Raw genomic sequence first — 25,724 nt, forward strand, 5'->3', positions numbered from 1 at the left:
CGAGCAGGGGTTTTCCCTCGGCGAGGATGTCTGTTATCACGGCGTAGCCCGCTACTTTATGAAGTGGAGGCAGGCGCGCCATTTATCGCGATCCTGCATCACCTCGGGACTCCTCGCGCAAGCAATATCCAATGCGAGTGCAATTGTTGCGTCATGCGATTTTTGAGACGATGATGGCACGTCGAACGCTTGATCCTGGAAGCCACGGAATGGGCACCTTCCATGATGGAGTCTGCCGTTAGTTCACATGTTCCCTCAGCGCGTGGCGTCTCTCGCGCAACCTGGTGAGTCGGTCACACGTCGAACATCAACACGTACTTCCGAGGAACCCGCTATGGCCTCTGATGGCAACCCGTATTACACCCGCACCGCGTTGGTCGTACCGAGCGTGTTCGAACGGCTTAAGGAACGCGTGCGTGCGGGGGAAATCACGCCCGCGAGTTCGGCGGCGTATCGACAGTTGCTGGCCGACGCGGAGTCGTTGTTGCCGGCGCCGTTGCTATCGGTGACGCAGAAGCAGCACGTCCCACCTTCCGGCGACAAGCGCGACTACTTCAGCCTCAGCGTCTACTACTGGCCCGACCCTAACTCCCCCACCGGTCTGCCCTACGTGCCGCGCGACGGCATGATCAACCCTGAGGTCGACGACTACGACCGCCCGCACCTGGCGCTCGTGTGCACGTCGGTCGACACGCTCGCCACCGCCTACGCGCTCGGCCGCGACGAGCGCTTCGCGGCCAAGGCCGCCGCCATGCTGCGCACGTGGTTCGTCGACGAGCAGACGCGCATGAACCCGAACATGCTGTTCGCGCAGTACATCCCCGGCGAGAACGTCACCACGCCGTGGAAGGACTATCCGGCGCGCTTCGTGCCTGGCACCGGTGGCCGTAAGGGCATCTGGGTGTCGTTCGGCGGCGTGATCGAGGACCACCCGCTCATCACGCTCACCGATTCCATTCGCATGCTGCGCGGCTCAGCCGCCTGGACGATCGCCGACGACGAGGCCGTTCGCCACTGGTACCGCGCCTACGCCGACTGGCTGCTCACGCATCAGCACGGGCTCGACGAGGCCGGCTGTCGCAACAACCACGCGTCGTGGTACTGGGCCGGCATCGCCGCGTTCCTGCAGTTCGTGGGTGACGACGACCGCGTTAGGCAGTACAGCGAGACCTACTGGCCACCGCGTTTGCAGATCCAGATCGAGCCCGACGGTAGCCAGCCGGAAGAGCTCTGCCGGGCGATCTCCAAGAGCTACACGGCGTTCACGATCTGCTCGTTCACCAACTGGGCCATCGCTGCCAGCGCGTGCGGTTTCGACGCGTGGGCGTACGCCACGCCCGATGGCCGTTCGGTGGGCAAGGCGATCGACTGGATGCTCCCCTACCTCACCGGGCAGGCGCAGTGGACGTGGAGGCAGGTGAAGCCGTTCGATGACGAATCGATCATCCCCCCGCTGGTTGCCGCTGCCGAAGGCTTGAATCGACCGGTGTACCGCGAGGTGGCGTCGGGGCTGAAGGCTGGGGCGTTCGAGGGTCGCACGCGGCTGCTCTTCGGCCTGTGACCTCCGGCCGTGGCACTGACGGGGCGCACGGGGCGCCCATTCTACGTGGGGAGCGACTGCCCGCATCGCTTGCAGAATTGCGCGTCGGCATCGTGGTTCCGCAGGCCGCAGCTGGGACACACGGCGCCGCGTGGGCCGCGGCGGTCCTGGGCAACTAGTTCGGCGGTCACGATGCCGGTCGGCACAGCGATGATGCCGTAGCCGGTCAGCATCAGCGCCGACGCCAGCAGCCGGCCCAGCGGTGTCACCGGGGCGATGTCGCCGTACCCCACGGTGGTCAGGGTCACGATCGCCCAATAGCAGCTAAGGGGGATGCTGGTGAACCCGCTATCGGGCCCTTCGATCAGGTACATCGCCGCCCCGACGATCAGCACGATCATCGCGACGCTGAAGATGAAGACGGTGATCTTCCGCCGGCTGGCGCGCATCGCCATGGCCAGCGAGTTGGCTTCGCCGGTGTAGTGAGCGAGCTTCAGCACGCGGAACACACGCAGCAAGCGCAGCGCGCGGATGACGATCAGCGACTGCGCCCCCGGAAACAGCAGGCTGACGAAGGTCGGCAAGATCGCCAGCAGATCGACAATGCCGTAAAAGCTCACCGCGTACCGCAGCGGCCGCTTGACGCAGGCGAGGCGCAGCACGTACTCGATCGTGAACAAGATCGTGAACGTCCACTCGATCGCCAGCAGCGTGTGACCGTGCCGCTCGTGGAGCGATGGCACGCTCTCCAGCAGCACCGCCAGCACGCTGAAGCAGATCATCACCAGCAGCACGACGTCGAACGCCTTGCGGGCCGGTCGATCGTGCAGAAAAATGATGTTGAACATCGCCTGCTGGACCTTCCCGTCGGCCGGCGATACGTCGATTTCTGGCTTCATCGCCTGCGACTATAACGGGAAAGAGGTCGCTGCAGCGACGAACATGGCGGGATGCGGCTCTGTGAAAAGATGGTTGAACGCCAAGACGCCAAGGACGCCAAGCGAAGAAACGCCAAGAAGATCCTCCGTTCTCCTGTTTTCTACCTTGGCGTCATTGGCGTCTTAGCGCGCAACAACGAATGTTTTCCACAGAGCCGCGGGATGCCCATGCCACGATCGGAAGCACATTGCCTTAAACAAAGCGGCCCCCGCATATCGGGGGCCGCTTTGCTTGGTTGAAGAAAACGTCACCCGAAACTGCTCGGGCGAAGCTTGGGTTACTCGTCTTCGACGATCGTCTCGCGCACGACCTCTTCGATGCTCGTCACGCCGTCGTAGATCGCCATCAGACCGCTTTGGCGCAGCGTGCGCATCCCGCGGGCCTTGGAGGCCTGGCGCAGCACCTGGGTGCTGGCCTTGTTGATGATCATGTCCTTCATGTCATCGTCGAGCATCATGATCTCGTACAGCCCCTGCCGGCCGCGGTAGCCGGTGTTGTTGCAGCTGTCACAGCCCTTGCCGTAGTAGAACGTGCGGCCCTCGACGTCCTCCGGACGCAGTTCCAGCTCCATCAGCTGTTCGAGGCCGGGCGTGTACTCGGTCTTGCAGTTGCTGCAGATCTTGCGGACCAGTCGCTGCGCGACCACGCCTTCGATGGCGGCCGTTACCAGGAACGGTTCGAGCCCAAGGTCCAACAGACGGGCGATGCTGCTCGGCGCGTCGTTCGTGTGCAGCGTGCTGAAGACCAAGTGACCGGTCAGCGATGCCTCGACGGCGATCTTGGCGGTCTCGTGGTCGCGAATTTCACCGACCAGGATCACGTCCGGGTCTTGACGCAGCATCGAACGCAGGATGCGCCCGAACGTCAGTTCGATTTCAGGCTTGATCTGGCACTGCACGATGCCGTCGATGTCGTATTCGACCGGGTCCTCAGCGGTGATCAGCTTGCTGCTGGGGTCGTTCAATTCGCGCAGCGCCGAGTAGAGCGTGGTCGTCTTACCGCTACCGGTCGGCCCGGTCACGATACAGACGCCGTTGGGCTTGTGAATGAGCTGGCGGACGGCCTGCAGATCGTCCTCGCGCATGCCGAGCTTGTCGAGGTCGAGGTTGACGTTGCCGCGGTCGAGAACGCGCATGACGACCGATTCACCGAACATGGTCGGCAGCACGCTCACGCGAAGGTCGATCGGCTGGTTGTTCACGTTCAGTTCGATACGGCCGTCCTGCGGCATGCGCCGTTCGGCGATGTCGAGGTTGGCCATAACCTTGATACGGCTGCTGATGGCCGGTGCGATGTGCGCCGGTGGCGGCATCATCTCGTACAGCACGCCGTCGATGCGGTAACGCATCTTGAACTCGGTCTCGAACGGTTCGAAGTGGATGTCCGATGCCTTGTCCTTGATCGCCTGAAGCAGCACGAGGTTGATCAGCTTGCGGACCGGGTTGCTGTCGGCGGCCTCCTTGATGCTGTCGAGGTCGATCGACTCGCCCTTGCGGCCCTTCAGGTCGGCCAAGGCCTCGTCGTTCTGCATTTCGCCAAGGATCTGCCCGAGGTCTTCGGCGGCGGCCTTGTAGTGCTTGCCGATCAGGCGCTCGATCGCGTCCTCGTCGGCCATCACGGCCTTCACGCTGTAGCCCATCAGGCTGCGCAGGTCGTCGAGCGCGCGGAAGTTCTCGTGGCTGGCCATCGCGACGGTCAGCTTCTTCGTGACCGGGTCGAACTCGAGCGGCAACACCTTGTTGGTGGTGGCGATCTGGGCAGGCACGGCGGCGATCGTCTTCGGATCGATGTTGCGCCCTTCCAGGTTCACCAGCTCGTAGCCCTTCTGGGCGGCCAGAGCGATGTTGAGGTCGGATTCCTTGATGTAGCCCAGACCGACCAGGATGCTGCCCAGCACGCCCTTCTGGCGGCGTTGGATGTCGAGCGCTTCGACGACCTGATCGCGGGTGATCTTGCCCATCTTTGTCAGCACGCGACCGATGGGCCGGCCCTGCAGCTGATCGATCGGCGGCATTTGTCCCGGCGCCAGCGGCGGGGTCGCAGGCGCGGGCGACGCAGCGCCCGCAGGGGGCCTTGCAGCACCGGGAACGGGCGAGACGGGGACCGGCCCGCGGCCACCACCATTGGCGCCACCCATGCCCGCGGGCGCGGCCGGTGGGCGGGCGCCGCCCGATCCACCGGACGACGGCATCGACGGCGCACGGGCACCGGTCGACGCGCCACTGGGGGCGGGCATCGACGGCGCTCGGGCACCGGCCGACGCGCCGCTGGAAGTCGGCATCGAGGGCGCCCGCGCGCCGCTATTGGCGCCGTTCGACCCATTGCTGCCTGGCGGACGGGCACCCTGCGTCGGTGCGGCGGTCGCCTTGGCGGCGCCGGCGTGGCCGCGGTCGGCGGGCTGGCCACCCATGTTCGGTGGCGCGCTGGCGCCGACGGTCGGCGCAACGGGCGTCGTCACGTTCGGCTTCTGCGCCGGCATGCCCGGCCCGGCCGCCCCTGCTGGACGGGCGGTGGACGTGACGGGCGCTGGCGTGGCGGGCTGCGATGGTGCTCGTGACATAAGGTGCATCCTCTCCGGGAAGTCGGAAGGGCCAAGTGCGAGGGCGGAAGGATGAGGAGCGAGCCTCCATCCTTCACATGCGTCGCGACTTCACCGCGTCAGACTTCGAACAACTCAATCTCCTGTCGGGATCGGCCTTGAGTGACCATCCCGTATCTTGTCCCCTTCCAATTCCACTTCCACCTTCCGCGTTCCCCCGTCGGCCTTCCAATTACTTCTTCGCCGCCGCCGCCTGCATACGGGCGCGGTTGGCGGCGATTTGCGCCTGGCGTTCGGCCTCGCTTTGTGCCCCACCGGCGCCGCCACCACCGCCCGGCTTGGGGGCAGCAGGGTTGCCGTCGCCGTCTCCCTCGCCGGCCTCGGGGAACTCTTCGTCCTTATCGGTCATGAAGCCGTTGCGCTGCATCTTGTCGACCATGGCGCCGGGGTTACGGCTCTTGTCGATCGCCTCTTCAGCGCTGATCTTGCCGAGCGTGAAGTTCATCCAGAGGTTGTCGTCCAGCAGCTGCATGCCGAACTTCTTGCCGGTCTGGATTTCCGAGTCGATGCGGAACGTCTTGCTTTCGCGGATCAGGTTTTGGATGCCCGGCGTCACGTACATGAACTCGTACGCCGCGATCATGCCGTCGGTGTCGGCCCGGGGGCAGAGGCACTGCGACAGCACGGCGATCAGATTGCCGGCCAACTGCACGCGAACCTGTTCCTGCTGGTCGGTCGGGAACGCGTCGATGATGCGGCTGATCGTGCTGGCCGCACCGTTCGTGTGCAGCGTGCCGAACACCAAGTGGCCCGTTTCGGCGGCGCTGACGGCGGCGCCGATCGTGATCGTGTCGCGCATCTCACCGACCAGAATTACGTCCGGGTCCTGTCGCAGCGCGCGGCGCAACCCTTCGGCGAAGCTCGGCACGTCGGTGCCGACCTCACGCTGCACGACGACGCTCTTCTTGTGCGGGTGGTAGTACTCGATCGGGTCCTCCATCGTGATGATGTGCCGATCGAAGTTCTCGTTGATGTAGTTGATCATCGACGCCAGCGTCGTCGTCTTGCCCGACCCCGTCGGCCCGGTCACAAGAAAGATGCCGCGCGGACGGCGGCAGATCTGCTCGGCCATCTTCGGCAGGCCGATCTGCTCGAACGTCAGCAGCGTGTTGGGGATGCGCCGCAGCACCATGCTGGTCAGCCCCTTCTGCTTGAAGATGCTAACGCGGAACCGCGCCTCGGTGCCGTAGGCGAACCCGAAGTCGCCGGAGCCGGTTTCCTCGAACTCCTGCTGAATGCGGTCAGGCGTGATCGACTTCATCAACGCCGTCGTGTCTTCCGGTTCCAGCACCTTCGTCTGCAGCTCGCGCATGTGACCATGCAGGCGCAGCACGGGTGGCTTGCCTACCGCAAGGTGCAAGTCAGAAGCCTTGCGCTTCACGGTCGTCTCGAGCAATCGATCAATCTGAATCGTGGCCATTAGTTATGTGTCCGTTGTCCGTGGTCCGTTGTCAGTTGCTTCAGAAAGTCATCGCCCGCCGGCCTGTTGCACCGCGGGCATGAGGTCGTTTAGCTCTTCGATGCGCAGCATTCGGATATCGCGCACCGACGCGGCAAACCAGGGGAGCTTGGCCGAGACATCGATCACCGCCAAGACGCAGGTGACGGCGTTGATGTTCTCGCCACCAAAGTACATGCTGCCCTGCTGCCACGTGAAGCCATGTGCCATCAACACCTTACGGATCTCGACGTACGCGTTGTTGTACGGGTCGCCGTAGTTGTGCCGCAACGACTCAATGTCCATATCGAACGCGACCGCATACATGGGCTTATCTTTCTGAATCGAGATGCCGTTGGGCGCGATGCTGCGCGTTGGTCCCAGTTCTGCGAGCTTCATAGTACGTCCTTGTAGACGACATCGTCCCTATCCATTGCCCCAATCCAATCCGCTTACACCGATGCCGGATCGGTCAGCAGGCCTTCGACCTGCGCGACCTTCACGATTTCCTCGGCCGTCGTCACGCCCGCCAGGATCTTCAGCTTGCCGTCCTGCAGCAGCGTTTTCATGCCACTGGCGATGGCGGCCTTGCGGATCTTGTTGCTGGGGGCGCGGTCGAACGCAAGCGTGCGCAGCTCGTTGTTCATCTGCATCATCTCGAAGATGCCCTGCCGCCCGCGGAAGCCGATGCCGCCGCAGAAGTCGCAGCCCTTGGGCTTGTAGATCGTCTTGCCCTGGCGGTCCTTGTCGGTAATGCCCGCCAGCTTCAGCCACATGGGGTCGGGGTCGTTGTCCGGGGCCTTACACTTGGGACAGAGCACGCGCACCAGCCGCTGGGCCAGCACGGCCTGAATGGAACTGGCGACCAGGAACGGCTTGACGCCCATGTCGATCAGACGCGTGATCGCGCCCGGCGCGTCGTTCGTGTGCAGCGTGCTGAAGACCAAGTGGCCCGTGAGGGCCGCCTGAATCGCCACTTCCGCCACTTCGATATCGCGAATTTCACCGACCAGGATGATGTTGGGCGCCTGACGCAGCATGGCACGCAAGATCATCGAGAACTTCAGCCCGATCGCCTCCTTCACCTGGCACTGGTTGATGCCGACGAAGTTGTACTCCACGGGGTCTTCCGCGGTGATGATCTTGCGGTCCGGGCGGTTCAGTTCGTTCAGCGCGGCGTACAGTGACGTCGTCTTACCTGAACCCGTAGGCCCGGTGACTAGAAAGATGCCATTGGGGCGCTTGATGATCCGCTGGAACGCCTTGTAGTCCTCGTCGGCGAACCCGAGGTTCGGAATGCCGATGCGCACCGCGTCGGGCCGCAAGATACGCAGCACGCACGACTCGCCGTGATACCCCGGCAGCGTGCTGACGCGGAAGTCGATGTTCACCTTGTCGATGTTCATCTTGATGCGCCCGTCCTGCGGCAGGCGCTTCTCGGCGATGTCGATGCCCGCCATGATCTTGATACGGCTGATCAGCGGGTTCTTCATGCGAAGTGGGATGCGGTCGCGCACCACGCATTCGCCGTCGATGCGATACCGCACCTGCACGCGGTCCTTCATCGGTTCGATGTGAATATCCGACGCCCGGTTGCGCACGGCTTCAGAGATCAACGCCGTCACCAGCTTGATGATCGGGGCCTGCGTCGGGTCGTTGGCGGCCGCCTCTTCCATGCCGCTGACGTCGATCGATTTATCAATCGACCGATCGACCGACTTGTCCATCGTGTCGATCGTCTTTCGGATATCCAGCGACTTGTCGACCGTCTTGTCGATCGTGCTCTGGGCGCTCGTCTGGAACAGCTCGTCTAGAATCGCCTTGATCCGGCTGCGCGGCGCCAGCACCGGGCGCAAATCCTTGTGCAACCGGAAGCGCAGCACGTCGATCATCTCCAGATCGAGCGGGTCGTGGACGGCCAGGCGGATCTTGCCCCCCTCGGTGCCCAGGGGCAAAATCACGTACTTCTTCATCAGCTCGTCGGGAATCAGATTGACGGCGTTCGGTGGGACGGAGTTCTTGTCGAGGTCGACGTACTCCATGCCGTGCTGCATCGCCAGGCCCTTGTAGACGATGGCCTCGCTGCACATCTTCAAATCGACCAGCGCCTCACCGATGCGGTAATTCTTGGTCTTGGCATGCTCCAGCGCCTTGGCCACGTCCTTGGCCGTCACGGCGTTCAGGTCCACGAGAATTTCGCCCAGCTTCTTCTGCTGTCGTGCCATGGTGTCAGTCCTCTGCTGCTGCGACTACTGCTGCGTCCGCCAGACGGGTGTGAAAGACGGCTCGCCGGTGCGTTGCGATGACGCTGGCGATGAGGAAGCGACGACCAGGCGCGAGCCTGATGCGCACGATGCGTTCCGTTCGCTCCCCGTCCTCGTCCGTCGTCTGTGCCGCCTCTGTCAAGGGGCCGTAAGAAGGAGTGTACCTTGCCGTCACGAGCGGGGACAAGCACTTTCTGCCAGTTTGAGGCGTGCGGTCGCGTCGTGACCAGCAGATTATAGGCCGCGCAGGCGATCGGATCGACCGACCGTAGGTTCCACGCGTTGAGATGCGCGTCCCCCACGCCAATCACGCCACCCGTCGTTTGATACCAGGCCCAACCAGCCCTTGCTGCCCGATCTTCCGGCACACGTCATACCGACCCACTGGCAGCGGGCCGCGTTCACCCGTTCAACCACTGGTCGCAGTTCACGGGCCGCAGCCGCCAGTTGCGGGCGTTCTTCCGCTTTTGCTGTCGTGGTTGCATGCGTTCCTCTGACCGGATCACACAGGACCGATCAATGAATGGCTCTCGAAAGAATCGGACGTGCCGCTTTTCGGGTTGGACGTGGTAACCCGGAGATCATGGTCGTTGTCATCAACGACCACGCCAGTGCGGCGCAATCGACGATTGCGGGGGAACTGGAACGCTGCTGCCCGTTCACTGACGGGTTCATGCGTCCGAACCCACCGCGGTGCTGGCACCGGGGTGCGGCGCGTGCGACGGTAGCGAGGCTGCGTTCAGGCGAAACTGCTTGCGGTAGGCGGTGGGGGTGAGCGCCAGCTGTTCCTGAAACGTCTCGCCGAACTGCTTGCCGCTGCTGAAGCCGCAGGCCTTGGCGATGACCGGCATCGGTTCGTCGGTCTCGACTAGCAGCCGGCGGGCACGCTCCAGTTGCACCCGACGTATCTCGAAAGCGGGGCTGCGGCCCAGCGCTTGCGTGAAGCGCACCTCCAGCGACCGTCGCGACATCGCCAGCTCGTCCAGCAGATGCCTGACGCGCAGCGGACCGCGACCGACGCGCTCGTGGATCAGCCGGACCGCCACGGCAATTTCGGGGTCGTCGATCGCAAGAATGTCGGTGCTGCGCCGGGTCACAATGCCGACCGGGGGCAATAGCAACTGCCCGACCGGGGCCGGTTCACCGGCGATCAGCCGGTCGAGCAGCGCCGCGGCCTCGTAGCCCAGCTGCATGGTCGGCAGGACGATGCTGGACGTCGGTGGCACGTTCAGCTCGCACAGCGGTGGATCGTTATCGACGCCGAGCAGCGCCATCTCCTCGGGTACGCGCAGGCCCGCATCCCGCGCCACGATCGCCAGGTGTCGGGCGCGCAGGTCATTCGCCGCCATCAGCCCGACGGGCTTGGGCAGCGACGCGACCCATTCCACCAGCGGTCGGCGGTCGGGTGGTGGAGGGTAGTGGGGCCAGCCGAACGTCTGGCAGGGGTGGCCATGCGCCTCGATCCTCTGGCAGAACCCCGCCTGACGTTCACCGGAAAAGTAGCGCTCGGGAATGCCGCAGAACGCGAACGACCGAAACCCGCGGTCCAGCAGATGCTCGGCACCAAGCCGGCCGGCGGCGTGGTTGTCGGGGCGCACCGCGGGCAGATCGTTGAAGGTCGCGTGCGACGAGACGTTCACCACCGGCACCCGCGCCGCACGCAGGCGGTCGGCGTCGTGCTGGCCGTACACCTGCGCAATCACACCATCGGCACCCGTCAGCTCGGTAACGCCCTCATTGTCCCAGTTGGGCACCTCGGCAACCCATTGCTCGCGGTTGGCGACGTAACTGCTGATGCCGCGCAGCAGGCCCTGCCCGTACGACGTGTGGGTCTCGATCATCAAGACGATTCGTAACTTCCGCCGCCTCATACACTCACATCCTACCCGACCATACCATAGTCGTGCGCAAATCCCGGATACTTTCACGCATTTGCCGGAACTACTTGCGGTACCCTTCGTCTCAAATACCGGTTGACTCTCGACCAGCTTCGGGCTGGGCGACAAATCAGAACGATCACACACATCGGTCCGACCACCGGCGCACCTCGCGAGGTTTGCCGGTCCGGCGTTTTTTGGAGGCGGAGAATGAACTTTGTCACGTCCAGCATGTTTGGGTTCCTTGCGGTCAGCACGCTCACGGTCGCCGCGAGCGGGGCGATCGTTCTGAACGATGGTTCGACCACCAGCAACCTCACGCTGCTGAGTTCCACCGGCACTGCGCCCAGCACCGGCACGGCGGGGACGTCGATGTCTTCCGACGGCGCCGTCATCACGTTGACCAGCAGCCGCGATCGTCGCACGCTTGCCTACAGCAACACGGCGATCGCCAGCAGCACTTACACCGTGAGCGCCGAGGCGGCCAACAACAACCCCGGCACGTTCGCCAACCGGCGGGTCGGACTGATTGGCTGGTTCAACACTGCCTCGCTGGAGGGCATCGGCATGTACCGCAATCAGGGGAGCGGTGAACTGCGATTACGCACGCTCGACCTGGATAGCAGCAACGTCGAGAGCGTCAACGGCCTGTTCACGACTGGCGGCTCGGCGCTGGCGTCGGACAACTTCCACTCGTCGTTGGTCCAATCGGGCACCACCGTGCGTTATGCCTTCGATTTCCAGGCGCCGACCGCAAGCGACCTCACGGCCCTACCGACGGTGACAAGCCGTGTGGTGGCCTCAGTTACGAGTTTGGATGGCGTGACGACCTACGGCAGCCGGACCTTCCTGACGAACCTGGCGGCGCCGGCCGACCATCGCGTTGGGTATTTCGGGTACCTCGCCGAGGACACCGGCGCGTTGCCGCTGGGCCGGTTCGACAACCTGTCGGTCAGCGAGAACGCGGTCGTGCCGGAGCCCACGTCACTGGCGGCGCTTGGCATGCTCGGCGCGTTCGCGCTGCGTCGCCGCGGCCGCTAACCCACCACCACCGACGATCGGGCGGTCCGCACCTGGCGGATCGCCCCATTTCACTTTTGTTCTAGACGTGGAGACCCACCATGAAGCGACAAAACCGTGGATTTACGCTCGTCGAACTGCTCGTGGTCATCGGCATCATCGCGTTGCTGATCAGCATCCTGCTGCCGTCGCTGAACAAGGCAAGAGCGTCGGCGAACAAGGTGGCATGTGCCAGCAACATGCGGCAGATCGGGCAGGCGATGACGATGTATGCCAACGCGAACAAGCGCATGCTCGTCCCGGCGGTCATGGTGTGGGACGGCTGGTACAAGTTGACCTACGACGACCTCCTTGCCCCAAACCTCGGCACAAAGTGGCAGAATGACATGGACTGGCAGGGACCGTATGTGGGGAACCAGACCGGGTTGAACGGAACACACATCAGCCAGGTGTTCCGTTGCCCGACGGATGACTTGTACGATACCGCCCCGGCCTGGATGCTAGGCGAGGCGAACTACCGTGCGGTGCAGTTCCGGATCAAACGCAGCTACTCAATGGTGAAGAACGAGTGGGGCGGCGGGCCGACCGGCGGCGTCGTCGCGTATGGCACCGGTGAGCAGTTCGGGTACAACGGTGACCGGAACGCCGCGATCGTCGACACCGGCGCGTTCTGGGTGGATCGCCGGCCCGTTAAGCTGGCGTCGATCCCCCTGTCGTCGGAAAAGTTGGTACTGGTGGAGAATTTCCAGGGGAACGTGATGGGCAGCGATTCGGGACCTGCCGTCAACACGCCCGACGACTGCAGGCCAAACTTCATCCGCCCGGCCCACAACGGTAAGCAGAACAACTTCCTGTTCGCGGATGGTCATGTGGCTGGCATGCGATTCCAGGAGACGTTCCCCGCGGGTGATGCGCCGACCCTCAGGCCGGCCCGCGGCATGTGGAGCCGAGCTCGATAATTAGAGTGGGCCAGGATGCGCTTCCTGTCCCGCGTGGCGCGCCAAGAACAACGACCAACCGAAGACGGCCAACGACACGGGCGTGACGGTGATCGGCCACCACCGCCGTGGCGTCAACTGGCGCGACGGTGACGACGGCGATCAGCGGCAGTGTTCCTCGTGACGGTTGTGGAGAGACGCGAAAACGCCGGGTGCCACGGGCGGTACGCCGCCCGTGTTGATCCGTGCTCGACCGACAGCCGGACGACGTACCGCCCGTGGCACCCGGCTGTGCGTCCATCCATGGGGCGCGTCTGGCCGGGTCGCTTGAACGGCCACGCCACTGATGATCGCGCTTTTCGACGGTCGCGCTTGCCACGGGGGGCGATCGACGCGATAACCCCAAGCCCATGGCAGCCACCGATAACAAAATTATTTACTCGATGACCGGCGTCTCCAAGATGCACGAGAAGAAGGTCATCCTGAAGGACATCCACCTCTCGTACTTCTACGGCGCCAAGATCGGCGTGCTGGGGGTGAACGGGTCGGGCAAGAGTACGCTGCTGCGCATCCTGGCGGGGCAGGACAAGAACTACGAGGGGACGATCACCAAACAGCCGAACTTTAGCGTCGGCTTCCTCGAGCAGGAGCCGAAGCTGGACCCGGAGGCGACGGTGATCGAGGTCGTTCGCCAGGGCATGCAGGCGACGGTCGATTTGCTGACCGAGTTCGACAAGGTGAACGACAAGCTGGGCGATCCGGATCTGTCGCCCGAGGACATGGACAAGCTGCTGGAAAAGCAGGGCACGATTCAGGAAAAGCTGGACCACGCCAACGCGTGGGACCTCGATAGCCAGTTGGAAATGGCGATGGACGCGCTGCGCTGCCCGCCGCCGGATGCGAAGATCGGCCCGCTGAGCGGCGGTGAGAAGCGCCGGGTGGCGCTGTGTCGGTTGCTGCTGCAGAAGCCGGACATTTTGCTGTTGGACGAACCGACCAACCATTTAGATGCCGAGAGCGTGGCGTGGCTGGAGCAGCACCTGCAGCGGTACGAGGGGACGATTATCGCGGTCACGCACGATCGGTACTTTCTGGACAACGTTGCCGGGTGGATTCTGGAGTTGGAGTTTGGCAGGGGGTTCCCGTTTAAAGGCAACTATTCGAGCTGGCTGGAACAGAAGAAGAGCCGGCTGGCGGTTGAGGAAAAGCAGGAATCGAATCGTCAGAAGCTGCTCGCCAAGGAACTGGAATGGGTGCGCGCCAGCCCCAAGGCCCGCCAGGCCAAGAGCAAGGCCCGTTTGAAGGCCTACGAGGAGATGGCGTCGGCAGAGAACCAGAAGAAGGCGACCGAGATCGACATCTACATCCCGCCGGGCCCGAAGCTGGGGCAGCTGGTGATCGAGGCGCAGAACGTCAGCAAATCGTTCGGCGACAAGGTGCTGCTGGACAACGTGAACTTCACGCTGCCGCGCAACGCGATCGTCGGCATCATCGGCCCCAACGGCGCGGGCAAAACGACCCTGTTCCGCATGATCACGGGTGAAGACAAGCCCGACAGTGGCACGATCCGCCTGGGCGACAGCGTGAAGCTGGCCTACGCCGAGCAGACGCGCGAAGCGCTGGGCACCGGTGAGAACGTTTGGCAGGTGATCAGCGAGGGGCAGGAGTTCATCCAGTTGGGCAACGTGAAGATGAACAGCCGCAGCTACGTGACGCGGTTCGGCTTCACGGGGACCGACCAATCGCGGTCGGTGGACGTGCTATCCGGCGGCGAGCGCGGGCGCATTCACCTGGCCCGCATGCTCAAGAGCGGCGCGAACGTCATTTTGATGGACGAACCGACCAACGACCTCGACGTGAACACGATCCGCAGCGTCGAGGAGGCCCTGGAGAACTTCGCTGGCTGCGCCGTCATCATCAGCCACGACCGCTGGTTCTTAGATCGCGTGGCGACGCATATTCTGGCGTTCGAGGGGGATAGCCAGGTGCGGTTCTTTGAGGGCAACTTCACGGAATACGAGGCCGACCGGCACCGCAGGATGGGCGCCGAGGCGGATCGGCCGCACCGGATCAGCTATCGGAAATTAACGAAGTAGGATTCGTGGCGGAGGTGAATGCACGGGTACGGTTACATAGGGCTTAATCGCGGTAAACATGACGTGTCATCCCGAAGCGCAGCGAGGGATCTCGAATTACCGAGAAGTGCTCGGCCGATCGAGATCCCTCGCTGCGCTTCGGGATGACAGGGGGAGCGTAGCTCGCCTTGGGCAGTAACTTGGCTCAGGTCGCAACACGTCGCCGACGCAGCATCACCCCGACGCCGAGCGCGACCACCAACACCCCCACCACTCCCGGTTCGGGCACCGCCACAAAGCTCTCGCCGACCATCGCATCGGCAATCTGCTGCGCGTAGGCGGGGACGAACGAGCCACCGCTGGCGACCCACTCCTTGGTCTTGTCGTCGGTCGCGTTGAACCAGTTGATGCCGACGAGCGTCAGCTGTCCGCCGACGTCGATGAAGTTGGGCGCGCCCGAGTCGCCGCCTTGCAGGAACGTTTCGTCGATGCCGGAGCCGTCGTCGTAGTAGGAGATGGTGGCGTACCCTTCGACGCCACCGACGTCGAAATTGTCGTTCGGGTTAGGCGGGATGATCTCGTCGATCGTATTCCGCCCAACTCGGTCCGACGTGTCGCCCGCATTACCACGACCATAAACGAACTGGGAGCGGCCAATGTAGGCGCTGTTGTCGCCGAGCAGCGGGATCGCGTACGTCGCGATGTTGTGCAGCGGATTCAGCGGCGTAGTCAGCCTGCCCAGCCGCAAATCGCTGTTGGAGCCGTCCGGATTCTTCAGTGTGACCGCCGACGCGACGGTGTAGCTGACCGTGCCGCCGGGCACGTTGTCGGCATCGAACGTCGCGGTTGAATTGACCGCCGGGCTCGCGTGGGCCGCCGTCAGGAAATAGCTCGGCGAGATCATCGTCGCCCAGCTACCACCGGCATGCCCCACGCCCGAAAAGTCGTACCCCGCCCCGATAAAGCTCGGGCTGTTGGCGAATCGATCGTGCCGTGCCGGCGTGTAACCATCGATATGCAATGCCGCGTTAGAGACGGCCGGGAAAAGCGTAGCTGCCAGCAAAAACATCAGCCGGTTGCGCATGTAGGGTTCCTCTTCGACAAATTAGGAATCGAAGCGAAACCCTACCACCCCACCGCAACCCTGCGAATCGCCAAAAAGCGATCGAAGGCAAACAAACTCGCGACCACCCCCGATGGCGGTCCCAGCTTCGCTGAGCCCGCTTCCCCGCCCCCCACACCACACCGGCGCGCAATTCCCTTACCCGATCTGGCACGTCCGCACCGACAACACGCGCGGCACGTCCCCCGGCAGGCGCTGCCACGCCTTGCCCCCATCGCGGCTCGCGTACACGTGTCCCATGGTCGTCCCAAGGTACACGCCCGGCTCGTCCCGGTCGTCCACCGTCATCGCGTCGCGCAGGATGCCGACATAACTGCCCGCCGGCAGCCCGTCGTTCGTCGCGGCCCACGAGGACCCCTCGTCGGTTGACCGGTAGATCGCGAATCGCCCATCCTTGAAGAACCGGGTCTCGTCACCGCCCAGCGGCGCGATGCACAGTTCGCCGCGGTTGGTCATCACCATCGGAAACCCGAAATTGCCCGGCAGGCCGTGCTCGATCTTCCGCCAGTTGTCGCCGGCGTCGTCGGTGCGGTACACACCGCCGTGGTACTGCATGAAGAGCGTGTCGGGCTTGGTCGCGTGCTGCACCATCTTGTGGACGCAGTGCACCGCGTCCGGCTCATCCGACCCGGTCGGCACGCCGCCCAAGCCCTTGTTGGCCGGCGTCCAGGTCGCGCCACCGTCGGTCGTGCGGAAGCAGCCAACCGCGCTGATGCCGACCCACATGCGCTGCGGATCGCTGTGGTCGACGATGATCGTGTGCAGGCAGAGCCCACCCCCACCCGCGAACCACTTGGGGCGCGTGGGGTGCTTCGTGAGCGAGTCGATTTCGGTCCAACTGTCACCCCCATCGCGCGAGACGAAGAGGCCTGCCTCATCGACGCCCGCAAACACCGTGTGGTGCTGAGCCGGGTGTGCGCAGACCTGCCAGATGCGGTTCATCTTGAACCCCGACTCCGCCGAGTACGCCGGCCCGCGCTCGATCTGCGACCACGTCTTGCCCATGTCGTCGCTGACGCGCAGCGTCGCGCCGTAAGCGTAATGCGTCGTCCCCACAATCAACCGCGGCGTCTCACGCCCGTTGACCAGTCCCACCGAGCTCACCTCCCACCCCGGCAGCATCGGCTCTGCCATCGTCCATTGCTGGCGCGACGCGTCGCTGGTGTAGCAGAAGAGGCCCTTGGTGGTGCCGACGAAGAGATGCTGCTGTGACATAGTTTGCCCCGTTGGAAGGTTTGGTGCCCACAGGATGCGCTGCTGAGGTCGGTATTTCAAGCGACGCTGTGCCTTCACGTAGCATGGGCGTCTCGCCCTTGCCTGTGGTCAAAGCGGAAGATCAATTTTTGGTTGGCAATCTTCCGGAGTAGATTCCCGGGATGAAATGAATTTTGCGTGCTGCTGGCAGGCATGGGCGAGACGCCCATGCTACGTGAAGCGAAGATTGCTACTCCCCCGACGGTTCGCGAATGACCGCGGCGATGTCGCAGCACTTTTCGAGCAAATGTTCGACCGTCTCCAGGCTCAGTACCGTCGCGGCGTCGCTCTTGGCGTTCTTGGGGTCGGGGTGGACCTCCAGGAACAGCCCGTCCACGCACCCCGTCGCGACGGCGGCGCGGGCGAGCAGGGGCGCGTACTGCGGGTTGCCACCGCTGGCGCCGCCCAGGGCGGCCGGTTGCTGGGTGCTGTGGGTGACGTCGAAGATCACCGGCACGCCGAAGCTCTTCATGATCGCCAAGCCCGTGAAGTCGTTCACGAGGCGGTTGTAGCCGAAGAACGAGCCGCGCTCGGTCAGCATCGTCTGGCTGGGGATGACCGACCTGCGATTGGCAATGGCCGCCGACGCTTCATCGCCGCGCGCGGCCTTCACCTTCTCGACGGCGTTGGACATCTCCTGGGGGCTCATGAACTGCCCCTTCTTGATGTTCACCGCCGCCCCACTGCGGCCGGCGGCGTGCAGCAGGTCGGTCTGCCGCGCCAGGAACGCCGGGATCTGCAGAATGTCCACCACGCTCGCCGCCTCGGCGACCTGGTAGCTCTCGTGCACGTCGGTCAGCACCGGCACGCCCACCTGCTCCTTCACGGCCTTCAGCACGATCAACCCATCCTCGAGCCCCGGCCCGCGGAAGCTGCCGTTGGACGAGCGGTTGGCCTTGTCGAAGCTGGCCTTGAACACGTACGCGATGCCCAGCTTGTCGCAGATGCCCTTCATGTGCGTCGCGATCTGCAGCGACTGATCGAGCGACTCGATCACGCAGGGGCCGGCGATGACGAACAGCGGGGTACGGGTCAGGTAGTCATTGGTCATGAGTCACTAGTCACCAGTGGTAAAAGTGCGTCCGGTCGTCAGGCACGTGCGAGTGACGAGGGACCAGTGACCAGTGACCGCCTACGGCACGATAAAGCCCACGCGCCGTTCAAGCAAATCGATGCGCAGCGGCGTGAAGCCGAAGGCGTCGCCGTCGAGTTGGATGGGGGTTTGTTCTGACGACTCGATCTCGATGCGCGTGCCACCCGCCAGCACGACACCGTCGGCCTGCAGGTGCTCGCCGGCGGCGGCGAGCAGCGCGATCTGCAGCAAATCCTTCCGATCGCGGCACGGCATCACGCAAACGTCCAACCGGCGGTCGTTCGGTCGCGCATCGGGCAGAAACGGAAAGCCCATCCCATACTCCGGCACGTTCGCGACGATCGCGATGGCCGGGCGTTCATCGAAGATCGGCCGCCCGTCGACCGCAACGCGCAGCGGGTGAAACGCGTAGTCGCGCAGCGTGAGCAACGTGGGGAACGCGTAGCTGATGAAGTCGATCGGCCCGTTGCGCACGCGCTCCATCTCGTGCACCACGTGCGCGTCGAACCCGGCGCTGGCCATCAGCAGAAACATCTGCCCGTTGGCGCTGCCGGCGTCGAAGTGCACGACCCGGTACTTCGCGATGGCCGCCGCGATCTCGTCGGCGGGGTCCTCGTCGTGCCAGGCCAGTTCCAAATGCTTGCCGATGAGGTTCGCGGTGCCCATCGGCACGAGCAAAATGGGCGGCGGTTCGGGCAGCACCTCGTACAACCGAGCCGCGACCGCGCGCAGCGTGCCATCGCCACCCATTACGATCGCGGCGTGATGCGTCGCCGCAGGCTTGGGCAGAAACTGGCCCGGCGGCTCGAAGACCGTCCGCACGTCGTACCCCGCCGGCTGCAACCGCCGGGCGATCTTCCCCGCAAACGACCGCGCCCGCCCCCGGCCCGCGTTCGGGTTGCAGAAGACGAGGATGGTGGGACGGGGACGCATGGACTTCCCGAGGCTAATGCAATTCCGCGCAGGCGTCATCCGTGTGGAACGATGGGCGTCTTAGCCGTGGCATGGGCGTCTCGCCCAGGCGTGTAGATTGGAATAGGAGATTTGATTTGTTGGTATCCGCGTCGTCCAGGCCGCTGAAACAAATCGAGTTCTTCCGGCCTTATGGCGAACATGGGCGAGACGCCCATGCCACGGAAGCACGAACGCTAATGGCCAACCCCCCTACCCAAACTATTTTTATCACATTCATGCCCATATGCATTCCAGCCCCCTCTGGAGTCGTTGACAGCCCCAAATCGCTCACATATCAATACTAACTTGATTCGCGCGCCCGAGATACGGGCGTGTTTCCGCACCCCGACCGCAACCGAGCCACCCCCTATGACAGACATGAGCGTATTGTCGATTAACGAGCGCGCCGCCGAGGAATACTTCCGCAAGGCCAAGGAAGCCGATGCCGCGGGCAACCACGAGAAGGCGATCGAGTTTTACGAGCGCACGCTCAACGAGAACCCCGACCACGAGCAGGCCTGCTTCGAGCTGGCGCTGATGTACGACCGCCGGGCGGAAGATGCCAAGGCGATCGAGCTGTACGAGCGTCTGGTCACCAGCCCGCCGGTCAGCATCAACGCGCTGCTGAACCTGGCGCTGCTGTACGAGGACAACAACCACTACGACGAGGCCCACCGCTGCCTCGACGCGGTGCTGCGCACCGATCCGAATCACCCCCGCGCCCGCCTGTACATGAAGGACGTGGAAAGCGCCCGTTCGATGTACTACGACGACGAGGACAACGGCCACGGAGACCGCCGCAACGCGGTGCTGGACATCCCGATCACCGATTTCGAGCTGTCGGTTCGCAGCCGCAACTGTCTGAAGAAGATGAACATCCGCTCGGTCGGCGACCTGCTGCGCACGAGCGAGCCGGAGCTGCTGAGCTACAAGAACTTCGGCGAAACGAGCCTGAACGAGATCAAGGCCCTGCTGGCCCAGAAGGGCCTGCGCCTCGGCCAGAGCCTGGAAGGCGAAGGCAAGGCCGCCGCCGCCGCCAGCACGATGGCCCGCCGCCCCGCCACCGTGCCGGGCAACATTCCGTCGGAAGTGATGAACAAGACGGTCGGCGACCTCGAGCTGTCGGTCCGCAGCCGCAAGGCGCTCCAGCGGTTGAACATCAACCTGATCAGCGAACTCGCCAGCCGCACGGAAGACGAACTGCTGGGCTGCAAGAACTTCGGCCAGACCAGCCTCAACGAGATCAAGCAGCAGCTGGCCACCTTCGGCATGGGGCTGCGTAAGCTGGACGAGTAACCTGTAAGTCTCAATGACCAAACCAGAATGACCAATGAACGTCCAATGACCAAGAACCAATAAAGGCGGGTTACCGTACCCAGCATTGGACATTGGCGTTTGGACATTCATTGGTCATTCGGATCTGGCCATTGGTCATTCTGAATGCCTCCCACGGACGGGAACCCGCGATGACCCAACGGATTGGGCTGATCATCCTCGCTGCGCTCCTGCTCGTGCTGCTGCCGTTCGGCGGCTGCCAGCAGGATAACCTGTCGTCCGTCTCCCCGCGCGATCCCAAGAGTCCCGTCGTTCGCGTGCGGCTGCTCGAAGGGCGCGACCGCATCGCGCTCACCGCATCCGCCAACCCCACCGTTCGCACCGGCGCCGACCGGCCGATCACGCTCAACCTGCCCCATGGCACGCCGATCGACGTCACGCTGGCGGCCGGTGGGTGGCGCGTGGGCGACCAGATGCTGGGCACGGGCGAACTGGTGATCGAACCCGCCACGCCTGGCTCGGTGAAGGTCGACAACCAATCCTATCGCGGCCGGTACCGCCTGGTGCCGACCGGGCCGGGCAAGTTCGACGTGGTGAACGACGTCGACGTCGACGGCTACCTGATGGGCGTCGTGTCGAAGGAAGTGCTGCCCAATTGGGACGAGGAGACCTTTAAGGCCCAGGCGATCGTCGCCCGCACGTACGCGCTCTACGAGATGCGCACCGCGTCGCGCAGCCGGGCGTGGGACCTGTTTCCCGACCAGCGCAGCCAGGTGTACGGCGGCATTGGCGCCGAGAGCGCCAAGAGCCGCACCGCCGTCGACGCGACGCACGGCGTGGTGGTGGCGGCCGGGGCACGCGGGCAGGAGAAGATCTTCCCTGCCTACTTCAGCTCCTGCTGCGGTGGCGCCACGCAGAGCGCGGTCGACGCCTTCGGGTTCGATCAGCCGCACATCGCGCCGCTGGGTGAGCAGAACGTGAAGACGCTGTGCGCCGCCAGCCCGCGGTTCAGCTGGGGCGAGGTCGCGGTCCGCAAGGATGAGCTGACGCGCCGGTTCCGCCTCTTCGCCGCCCGCCGCAGCACGTCGCCGGGCGACGTGTGGACGGCCGCGACGAACATGGCGACCGTCACGTCGATCGAAGTGGCGCCGCAGGGCATCAACTCGGCCGGCCGGCCCGTGCGGTTCATCATCACCGATGCGCGCGGCGTGCGGTACAGCTTCAGCGGTGAGGAACTCCGCACCGCCATCAACACCGACGCCCCCAAGGACAACCGCGTCTTCAGCAGCTTCTTCAAGCTGATCAACGCCGGCGACACCGTCCGCTTCGTCGACGGCCACGGCTGGGGCCACGGCGTCGGCATGTGCCAATGGTGCGCCGAAAGCCGCGCCCGCCAAGGCATGCGCCACGAGGACATCGTGCTCGCCGCCTTCCCCACCGCGCGCCTCGTGCGGGCCTATTGAACGTTAGACTTAAGCACTAAACCCACCCTCGTCATCCTGAGGTACTCCGAAGGATCTCCCTCCGTATTCTTATCGGGCAGGTCACACGCTTTCCAGGGCATCGGCCTCCTTCATCAGGCGGCCAACACCCTAACTACGTGTCACCCATGTCCCGGAACAAGTGTCACCTATGTGCCGAGTCCATACACTGTGTTGACCCTACAGCACGGCTTGGAGTACCAAACCGTGGCACCCAAACGCTACGGTAAGGCGCGTCCTGCGCTAAGCAGTAGCCGCCGGGGCGATCGGCCACGCACGGCGGATCGCGAACGGGATGAGCCAGAGGAAGACCCCCGCCATCACCAGCGGCACGACCGTCAGGCCTGCGCACAGCACTGCCGCGAACCACAGCCCCATGAAGCTGCGCAGGCGCACGTCGCTCGGGCCCGTCGGCGAATAGAGCACCTCGACCCTATCGCCCACCGCATGCGCCGGCGGATTGCTCGCCCAGCCCGTCGTCGACTGGCGCGTTGTGCCCGCTGCGTCGCTGTACTCAAACACCGAGTAATAGGTCGTCCCGTTGTCGCCCGCCGATGGCTTCAACTCGATAACAATTCCCGGAACGCTGACCGCATTCTCGACGAACGCCGCCGTGGACGCGTAGAACCAGACCGCCAATCCACCGGTCACCAGCGCCGGCAGTAAACACAGCAGGCCGACGATGCGGCTGGGAAGAATCAGTCCGCGAGCGTCCATGGGTTCCCTAACGTAGTGCCATCGAGTGATTGAGCCGGCGCCGGCTTCCGCATTTAGTTTACCTACCGCGACGGTCCGCCGCATCGGCGGGTGATTGGCGTGCGGCCCGGCCGCTGCACTCAACACCACCCCAGCTTTGGCAGCACGGCCCGCAACGCCTCTGGTAACTCGTCCCAAGTGCACGCGTGCCCTCGCACCCGAACGTTGTTCCAAACCCTGAACGACTCCGGCCGTCGTTCGGGCACGATGACGTCGCGGGCGAGAAACGTGATGCGATCGGCCGGCTCGTGCGAGCACATCGTGTAGTGCGGCCGCAGCGTGTCCGCCAGTTCCAGTCGACGCTGTTCGAACGGCTGGCCATCATCGAGCCCCAACAGGCAGATGTTGCAGTAGGTTCCGCCCCGATCGCTCCACAGGTGCAGCACGCAGAAGCGAACGCTCGTGCGATCGTCGAGCCGATACGCCGCCACGTCGCCGACGCGGAAGTCGGTGGACGACTTCGGAAGCGGCTTGAGCTTCCGCGCCTTCGGTTGGGCGCCTAGGAGTTGCTCGCGCAGCTTCGACAAGTGCTTCTGGCGCTGGTTGACGCCCGAACGGCCGTGATCGTTCCACCGGCGGAGGTCGGCGCCGCTGTCGATGATCGCCACGGCCCGATCCCGCACAGTGTCGAGCAGCCGCCCGAATTTCCACTGCGTCGCGGCAAGCGCGAGCCAGAATACGACGGCATCGTCTTCGTCCGCGAGCATTTCGGCCGATTCAAGAACCAGACGCTCTGTCGCATCGGTAGCGCTGAGCTCTTCGGCCACAAGGTCCGTGAACGCATCGCGCACGTCCGCCGCCGTATCGTCGGAGAAGATGGCAGTGCCCCAAGCGCCCATGCGTCCTTACTTCGCCGTTGTATGACAAAACCCGATGCCCCGACCGTCAGTTCCCCGCCATCGCCAGCGTCATCAGATGCTCATCGTAGAAGCGGCCATCGCACGCGAACGTCTCCCGCTCGGTCCCATAGATCACAAACCCAAGCGATTCGTACAGCCGGACAGCCGCGCGTTGTTCCGTCACCACCGTCAGGTTCACCCGGCGGATCGCGGTGTCGGCCGCCGCGCGATCTAGCGCGGCCTGCATTAGCGCCCGCCCCTGGCCCTGTTGCCGCAGCGACGGCGTCACGTACAGGCCGGCCACGTAGGCCCCATGCTTCTCGTTGGCCGCTTCGTAGCGTGAGAAGCGAACGATGCCCACCAGCGCCCCATCCGCAAACGCCCCGAAGATGCACCGGTCCTCGGTCGCCACCAGCCGCCGGCCCATCGCCGCCAGGTCCGGCTCCTCCTCCATCACCGCCCCAAACGCCGGCGGCCGCTCGCGCAGCGCCATTAACCGCACCGCCCGATAGGCCGCGGCATCTTCGGGCGATAGGGGGCGAATGGGCATGAGGGGTTAGCTTAACAAACGTAGATAACGGGATGGGTACATTTACCTGACAATTGGACCTGTCCCGCCATCTGCCTCTCTGGATATTCTGGATGTCCCCTTTTCCTCACCCGGCCAGTGATCTCACACATCATCGATCGCTGGCCGGTGACGATGGCATAGATGTCGCCGCCTTCAGATGCTCTTCGAGCAACTTGACAACCCCTTGAGCGCGAAAGTATCGCGCACTTTCCAAGGCGGTCCATGGTTCTCGCCCCATGCCGCGAACGCGAATGGTTACGTCGGCACCGGCGTCGAGCAGTGCCCTCAGTGCCTCGATGCGCGTATCATCAGAAGTAAACTGGATGAGGGCGGTGCCGCCGACCTTCTGCTGTGCGTTCACGTCTGCGCCAGCCTCGGCCAACAGCTTGATCGCGTTGGCCTTGTTGAACGTGACCGCCCGGAACAGTGGGGTCTCGCCCTTATGATTGCGTGCTTCAAGGTCGGCCTTGTGTTCGATCAACGCTTGCATCGCTTCCAGGTGACCCCCTGCCGCCGCCTCGCCAAGCGGGGTGTTGTAGCCTTGTTTGTCCCCCTGGTTGGGATCTGCGCCCTTGTCGATGAGCTGCCGGATGACCGCGGCCGGCGCGCCCGCGGCGGCCGCCCAGTACAGCGGCGTTCGCCCGTCGCGGTCGGTCTGGTTGACGTCGGCGCCGCTGTCGATCAACAGCTTGGCAAGATCGGGACGCCCCACGGTCACGGCGGTCACGAGCACGCCCCGCCCGTTGCGGTCGACCTTGCTGGGATCCGCGCCGGATCGCAACAGCAGTTCAGCGATGGCTACGCCCGGCGTGCGCGGCGTGAACATCAGCGCCGTGGTCCCACCATCGCCGACTGCGTCGACCTTGGCTCCCTTCTCAATCAGCAGGCTCGCCGCTTCGAGCCGGCCCAATGCCACGGCGTTCATTAGTGGTGTGCGGGAGTTCTCGGGGAGGTCGACGCGTGGGTCCCCCTTGTCCACAGCTTTGATGAACTCTAAGTCGTTTGCCGTTACAGCGTCGAAGACCGACCGATCAGCCCCTCTTGGATCGCATCCGCACAGGAGCAACGCCAACGCGAAGCCCGCGCAGTGCCTCATCAAACCTTGCCTTGAACTGAAGACGCTCATAGCACCGCCCGGAGTGAGGGTTAGATAAGGCGGGGGCACGGGTTGGTACGCCAACTTGTGTCTTTGCCTCACCCCTTCGTAGTCGGCCGGAGGATTAAAGGGGTCGGGAGTCATTGTTGTCGACAATCAAAGACTCCCGACCCCTTTATCGACCCTCGAGGTGTTGGAGAAGACGTAGCGGCCACAATGCCGGGCGCCACGGGTCGGCGGGTGGCACAGGCTGGTACTCCTGCCTGTGCGTAATGGCGGTCGGTGGGGAAGCACAGGTACGAGTACGAACCTGTGCCACCCGCCGCGGCCGCGCCGGAGAAGGATAACGGGACAGAGAAGGATAACGGGACAGGTCCAATTACTCATTTAACTGGACCTGTCCCGTTTTTTGTTCGCGAACCACAAGGAGCTTACCCGCCGGCCCGGTCCGCTGCATTGGCTGGTTATGCTGCGGCCGCACCGCCGAGAACGTGAACGGCCCACCAACTGCCCAGGCCGGCGAGTAGCACGCAGAGCAGCACGACGAGCAGATACAAGTTCGCCCACCATTGTGGTGGCGACCATTCCCGCG

The 25,724-nt window shown here is 64.1% G+C and carries 20 protein-coding genes; 6 read left to right on the forward strand and 14 right to left on the reverse strand.

Going from position 1 to position 25,724, the window contains the following annotated elements:
- The first annotated feature begins 334 nt into the window (after positions 1-334).
- On the forward strand, positions 335-1,561 hold the full coding sequence (locus VGN72_02720) for an alginate lyase family protein (protein ID HEV7298249.1): 1,227 nt from the start codon (positions 335-337) through the stop codon (positions 1,559-1,561).
- A gap of 41 nt (positions 1,562-1,602) precedes the next feature.
- Here VGN72_02720 and VGN72_02725 read toward each other — a convergent pair whose 3' ends face one another.
- The 6 genes from VGN72_02725 to VGN72_02750 form a co-directional block, all read right to left on the reverse strand.
- Positions 1,603-2,439 (reverse strand): ion transporter, encoded by an 837-nt coding sequence (locus VGN72_02725; GenBank protein ID HEV7298250.1) that lies wholly within the window; start codon positions 2,437-2,439, stop codon positions 1,603-1,605.
- Positions 2,440-2,756: 317 nt separating this feature from the next.
- A complete protein-coding gene (locus VGN72_02730) occupies positions 2,757-5,039 on the reverse strand; it encodes an ATPase, T2SS/T4P/T4SS family (protein ID HEV7298251.1) in 2,283 nt (760 codons plus the stop codon).
- A gap of 211 nt (positions 5,040-5,250) precedes the next feature.
- Positions 5,251-6,498: a type IV pilus twitching motility protein PilT gene (locus VGN72_02735; protein HEV7298252.1), complete on the reverse strand. Its 1,248-nt coding sequence runs from the start codon at positions 6,496-6,498 to the stop codon at positions 5,251-5,253.
- A gap of 48 nt (positions 6,499-6,546) precedes the next feature.
- Positions 6,547-6,915: a virulence protein gene (locus VGN72_02740; protein HEV7298253.1), complete on the reverse strand. Its 369-nt coding sequence runs from the start codon at positions 6,913-6,915 to the stop codon at positions 6,547-6,549.
- Positions 6,916-6,968: 53 nt separating this feature from the next.
- Complete coding sequence (locus VGN72_02745) at positions 6,969-8,741, reverse strand: GspE/PulE family protein (GenBank protein HEV7298254.1); 1,773 nt, start codon at positions 8,739-8,741, stop codon at positions 6,969-6,971.
- 710 nt (positions 8,742-9,451) lie between these two features.
- Positions 9,452-10,621: a substrate-binding domain-containing protein gene (locus VGN72_02750; protein ID HEV7298255.1), complete on the reverse strand. Its 1,170-nt coding sequence runs from the start codon at positions 10,619-10,621 to the stop codon at positions 9,452-9,454.
- A gap of 246 nt (positions 10,622-10,867) precedes the next feature.
- Between VGN72_02750 and VGN72_02755 the strand changes: the two genes are divergently transcribed.
- The 3 genes from VGN72_02755 (at position 10,868) to ettA (ending at position 14,711) form a co-directional block, all read left to right on the forward strand.
- The gene (locus VGN72_02755; protein HEV7298256.1) at positions 10,868-11,698 is read left to right on the forward strand and encodes a PEP-CTERM sorting domain-containing protein; all 831 of its coding nucleotides are present in this window, start codon (positions 10,868-10,870) and stop codon (positions 11,696-11,698) included.
- 80 nt (positions 11,699-11,778) lie between these two features.
- Positions 11,779-12,636, forward strand: a complete 858-nt coding sequence (locus VGN72_02760; GenBank protein ID HEV7298257.1) for a prepilin-type N-terminal cleavage/methylation domain-containing protein — start codon at positions 11,779-11,781, stop codon at positions 12,634-12,636.
- Positions 12,637-13,025: 389 nt separating this feature from the next.
- Entirely contained in the window at positions 13,026-14,711 is a 1,686-nt protein-coding gene (ettA, locus tag VGN72_02765) for an energy-dependent translational throttle protein EttA (GenBank protein ID HEV7298258.1), read from the forward strand.
- A 184-nt stretch (positions 14,712-14,895) separates the two neighbouring features.
- Here ettA and VGN72_02770 read toward each other — a convergent pair whose 3' ends face one another.
- The 4 genes from VGN72_02770 to VGN72_02785 all read right to left on the reverse strand — a co-directional run bounded on the left by VGN72_02770 (position 14,896) and on the right by VGN72_02785 (position 19,093).
- On the reverse strand, positions 14,896-15,774 hold the full coding sequence (locus tag VGN72_02770; protein ID HEV7298259.1) for a trypsin-like serine protease: 879 nt from the start codon (positions 15,772-15,774) through the stop codon (positions 14,896-14,898).
- Positions 15,775-15,951: 177 nt separating this feature from the next.
- Positions 15,952-17,028, reverse strand: coding sequence for a hypothetical protein (locus tag VGN72_02775; protein HEV7298260.1), 1,077 nt, complete (start codon positions 17,026-17,028; stop codon positions 15,952-15,954).
- A 229-nt stretch (positions 17,029-17,257) separates the two neighbouring features.
- Complete coding sequence (gene kdsA / locus VGN72_02780) at positions 17,258-18,118, reverse strand: 3-deoxy-8-phosphooctulonate synthase (GenBank protein ID HEV7298261.1); 861 nt, start codon at positions 18,116-18,118, stop codon at positions 17,258-17,260.
- Positions 18,119-18,199: 81 nt separating this feature from the next.
- Positions 18,200-19,093, reverse strand: a complete 894-nt coding sequence (locus tag VGN72_02785; GenBank protein ID HEV7298262.1) for a diacylglycerol kinase family protein — start codon at positions 19,091-19,093, stop codon at positions 18,200-18,202.
- Positions 19,094-19,492: 399 nt separating this feature from the next.
- Between VGN72_02785 and VGN72_02790 the strand changes: the two genes are divergently transcribed.
- Positions 19,493-20,410, forward strand: a complete 918-nt coding sequence (locus tag VGN72_02790) for a DNA-directed RNA polymerase subunit alpha C-terminal domain-containing protein (protein HEV7298263.1) — start codon at positions 19,493-19,495, stop codon at positions 20,408-20,410.
- A gap of 170 nt (positions 20,411-20,580) precedes the next feature.
- Positions 20,581-21,852, forward strand: a complete 1,272-nt coding sequence (locus VGN72_02795) for a SpoIID/LytB domain-containing protein (protein HEV7298264.1) — start codon at positions 20,581-20,583, stop codon at positions 21,850-21,852.
- A gap of 261 nt (positions 21,853-22,113) precedes the next feature.
- Here VGN72_02795 and VGN72_02800 read toward each other — a convergent pair whose 3' ends face one another.
- The 4 genes from VGN72_02800 to VGN72_02815 form a co-directional block, all read right to left on the reverse strand.
- A complete protein-coding gene (locus VGN72_02800; protein HEV7298265.1) occupies positions 22,114-22,587 on the reverse strand; it encodes a DUF3592 domain-containing protein in 474 nt (157 codons plus the stop codon).
- A 119-nt stretch (positions 22,588-22,706) separates the two neighbouring features.
- Positions 22,707-23,465 (reverse strand): DUF4259 domain-containing protein, encoded by a 759-nt coding sequence (locus VGN72_02805; protein ID HEV7298266.1) that lies wholly within the window; start codon positions 23,463-23,465, stop codon positions 22,707-22,709.
- A 46-nt stretch (positions 23,466-23,511) separates the two neighbouring features.
- Positions 23,512-24,015: a GNAT family N-acetyltransferase gene (locus VGN72_02810; protein HEV7298267.1), complete on the reverse strand. Its 504-nt coding sequence runs from the start codon at positions 24,013-24,015 to the stop codon at positions 23,512-23,514.
- Between the two features lie 130 nt (positions 24,016-24,145).
- The gene (locus VGN72_02815) at positions 24,146-24,961 is read right to left on the reverse strand and encodes an ankyrin repeat domain-containing protein (GenBank protein HEV7298268.1); all 816 of its coding nucleotides are present in this window, start codon (positions 24,959-24,961) and stop codon (positions 24,146-24,148) included.
- Positions 24,962-25,724: the final 763 nt, after the last annotated feature.

The sequence above is a fragment of the Tepidisphaeraceae bacterium genome, assembly GCA_035998445.1.
Lineage (GTDB): Bacteria > Planctomycetota > Phycisphaerae > Tepidisphaerales > Tepidisphaeraceae > DASYHQ01.

Excerpts from the sequence above, each read along its gene's own strand:
- ettA (HEV7298258.1), top strand. The coding sequence starts at position 13,026 with ATGGCAGCCACCGATAACAAAATTATTTACTCGATGACCGGCGTCTCC.
- VGN72_02805 (HEV7298266.1), bottom strand. The coding sequence starts at position 23,465 with ATGGGCGCTTGGGGCACTGCCATCTTCTCCGACGATACGGCGGCGGAC.
- VGN72_02750 (HEV7298255.1), bottom strand. The coding sequence starts at position 10,621 with ATGATCGAGACCCACACGTCGTACGGGCAGGGCCTGCTGCGCGGCATC.
- kdsA (HEV7298261.1), bottom strand. The coding sequence starts at position 18,118 with ATGACCAATGACTACCTGACCCGTACCCCGCTGTTCGTCATCGCCGGC.
- VGN72_02720 (HEV7298249.1), top strand. The coding sequence starts at position 335 with ATGGCCTCTGATGGCAACCCGTATTACACCCGCACCGCGTTGGTCGTA.
- VGN72_02770 (HEV7298259.1), bottom strand. The coding sequence starts at position 15,774 with ATGCGCAACCGGCTGATGTTTTTGCTGGCAGCTACGCTTTTCCCGGCC.
- VGN72_02725 (HEV7298250.1), bottom strand. The coding sequence starts at position 2,439 with ATGAAGCCAGAAATCGACGTATCGCCGGCCGACGGGAAGGTCCAGCAG.
- VGN72_02740 (HEV7298253.1), bottom strand. The coding sequence starts at position 6,915 with ATGAAGCTCGCAGAACTGGGACCAACGCGCAGCATCGCGCCCAACGGC.
- VGN72_02785 (HEV7298262.1), bottom strand. The coding sequence starts at position 19,093 with ATGCGTCCCCGTCCCACCATCCTCGTCTTCTGCAACCCGAACGCGGGC.
- VGN72_02795 (HEV7298264.1), top strand. The coding sequence starts at position 20,581 with ATGACCCAACGGATTGGGCTGATCATCCTCGCTGCGCTCCTGCTCGTG.
- VGN72_02735 (HEV7298252.1), bottom strand. The coding sequence starts at position 6,498 with ATGGCCACGATTCAGATTGATCGATTGCTCGAGACGACCGTGAAGCGC.
- VGN72_02790 (HEV7298263.1), top strand. The coding sequence starts at position 19,493 with ATGAGCGTATTGTCGATTAACGAGCGCGCCGCCGAGGAATACTTCCGC.
- VGN72_02775 (HEV7298260.1), bottom strand. The coding sequence starts at position 17,028 with ATGTCACAGCAGCATCTCTTCGTCGGCACCACCAAGGGCCTCTTCTGC.
- VGN72_02755 (HEV7298256.1), top strand. The coding sequence starts at position 10,868 with ATGAACTTTGTCACGTCCAGCATGTTTGGGTTCCTTGCGGTCAGCACG.
- VGN72_02745 (HEV7298254.1), bottom strand. The coding sequence starts at position 8,741 with ATGGCACGACAGCAGAAGAAGCTGGGCGAAATTCTCGTGGACCTGAAC.
- VGN72_02810 (HEV7298267.1), bottom strand. The coding sequence starts at position 24,015 with ATGCCCATTCGCCCCCTATCGCCCGAAGATGCCGCGGCCTATCGGGCG.
- VGN72_02815 (HEV7298268.1), bottom strand. The coding sequence starts at position 24,961 with ATGAACGCCGTGGCATTGGGCCGGCTCGAAGCGGCGAGCCTGCTGATT.
- VGN72_02730 (HEV7298251.1), bottom strand. The coding sequence starts at position 5,039 with ATGTCACGAGCACCATCGCAGCCCGCCACGCCAGCGCCCGTCACGTCC.
- VGN72_02760 (HEV7298257.1), top strand. The coding sequence starts at position 11,779 with ATGAAGCGACAAAACCGTGGATTTACGCTCGTCGAACTGCTCGTGGTC.
- VGN72_02800 (HEV7298265.1), bottom strand. The coding sequence starts at position 22,587 with ATGGACGCTCGCGGACTGATTCTTCCCAGCCGCATCGTCGGCCTGCTG.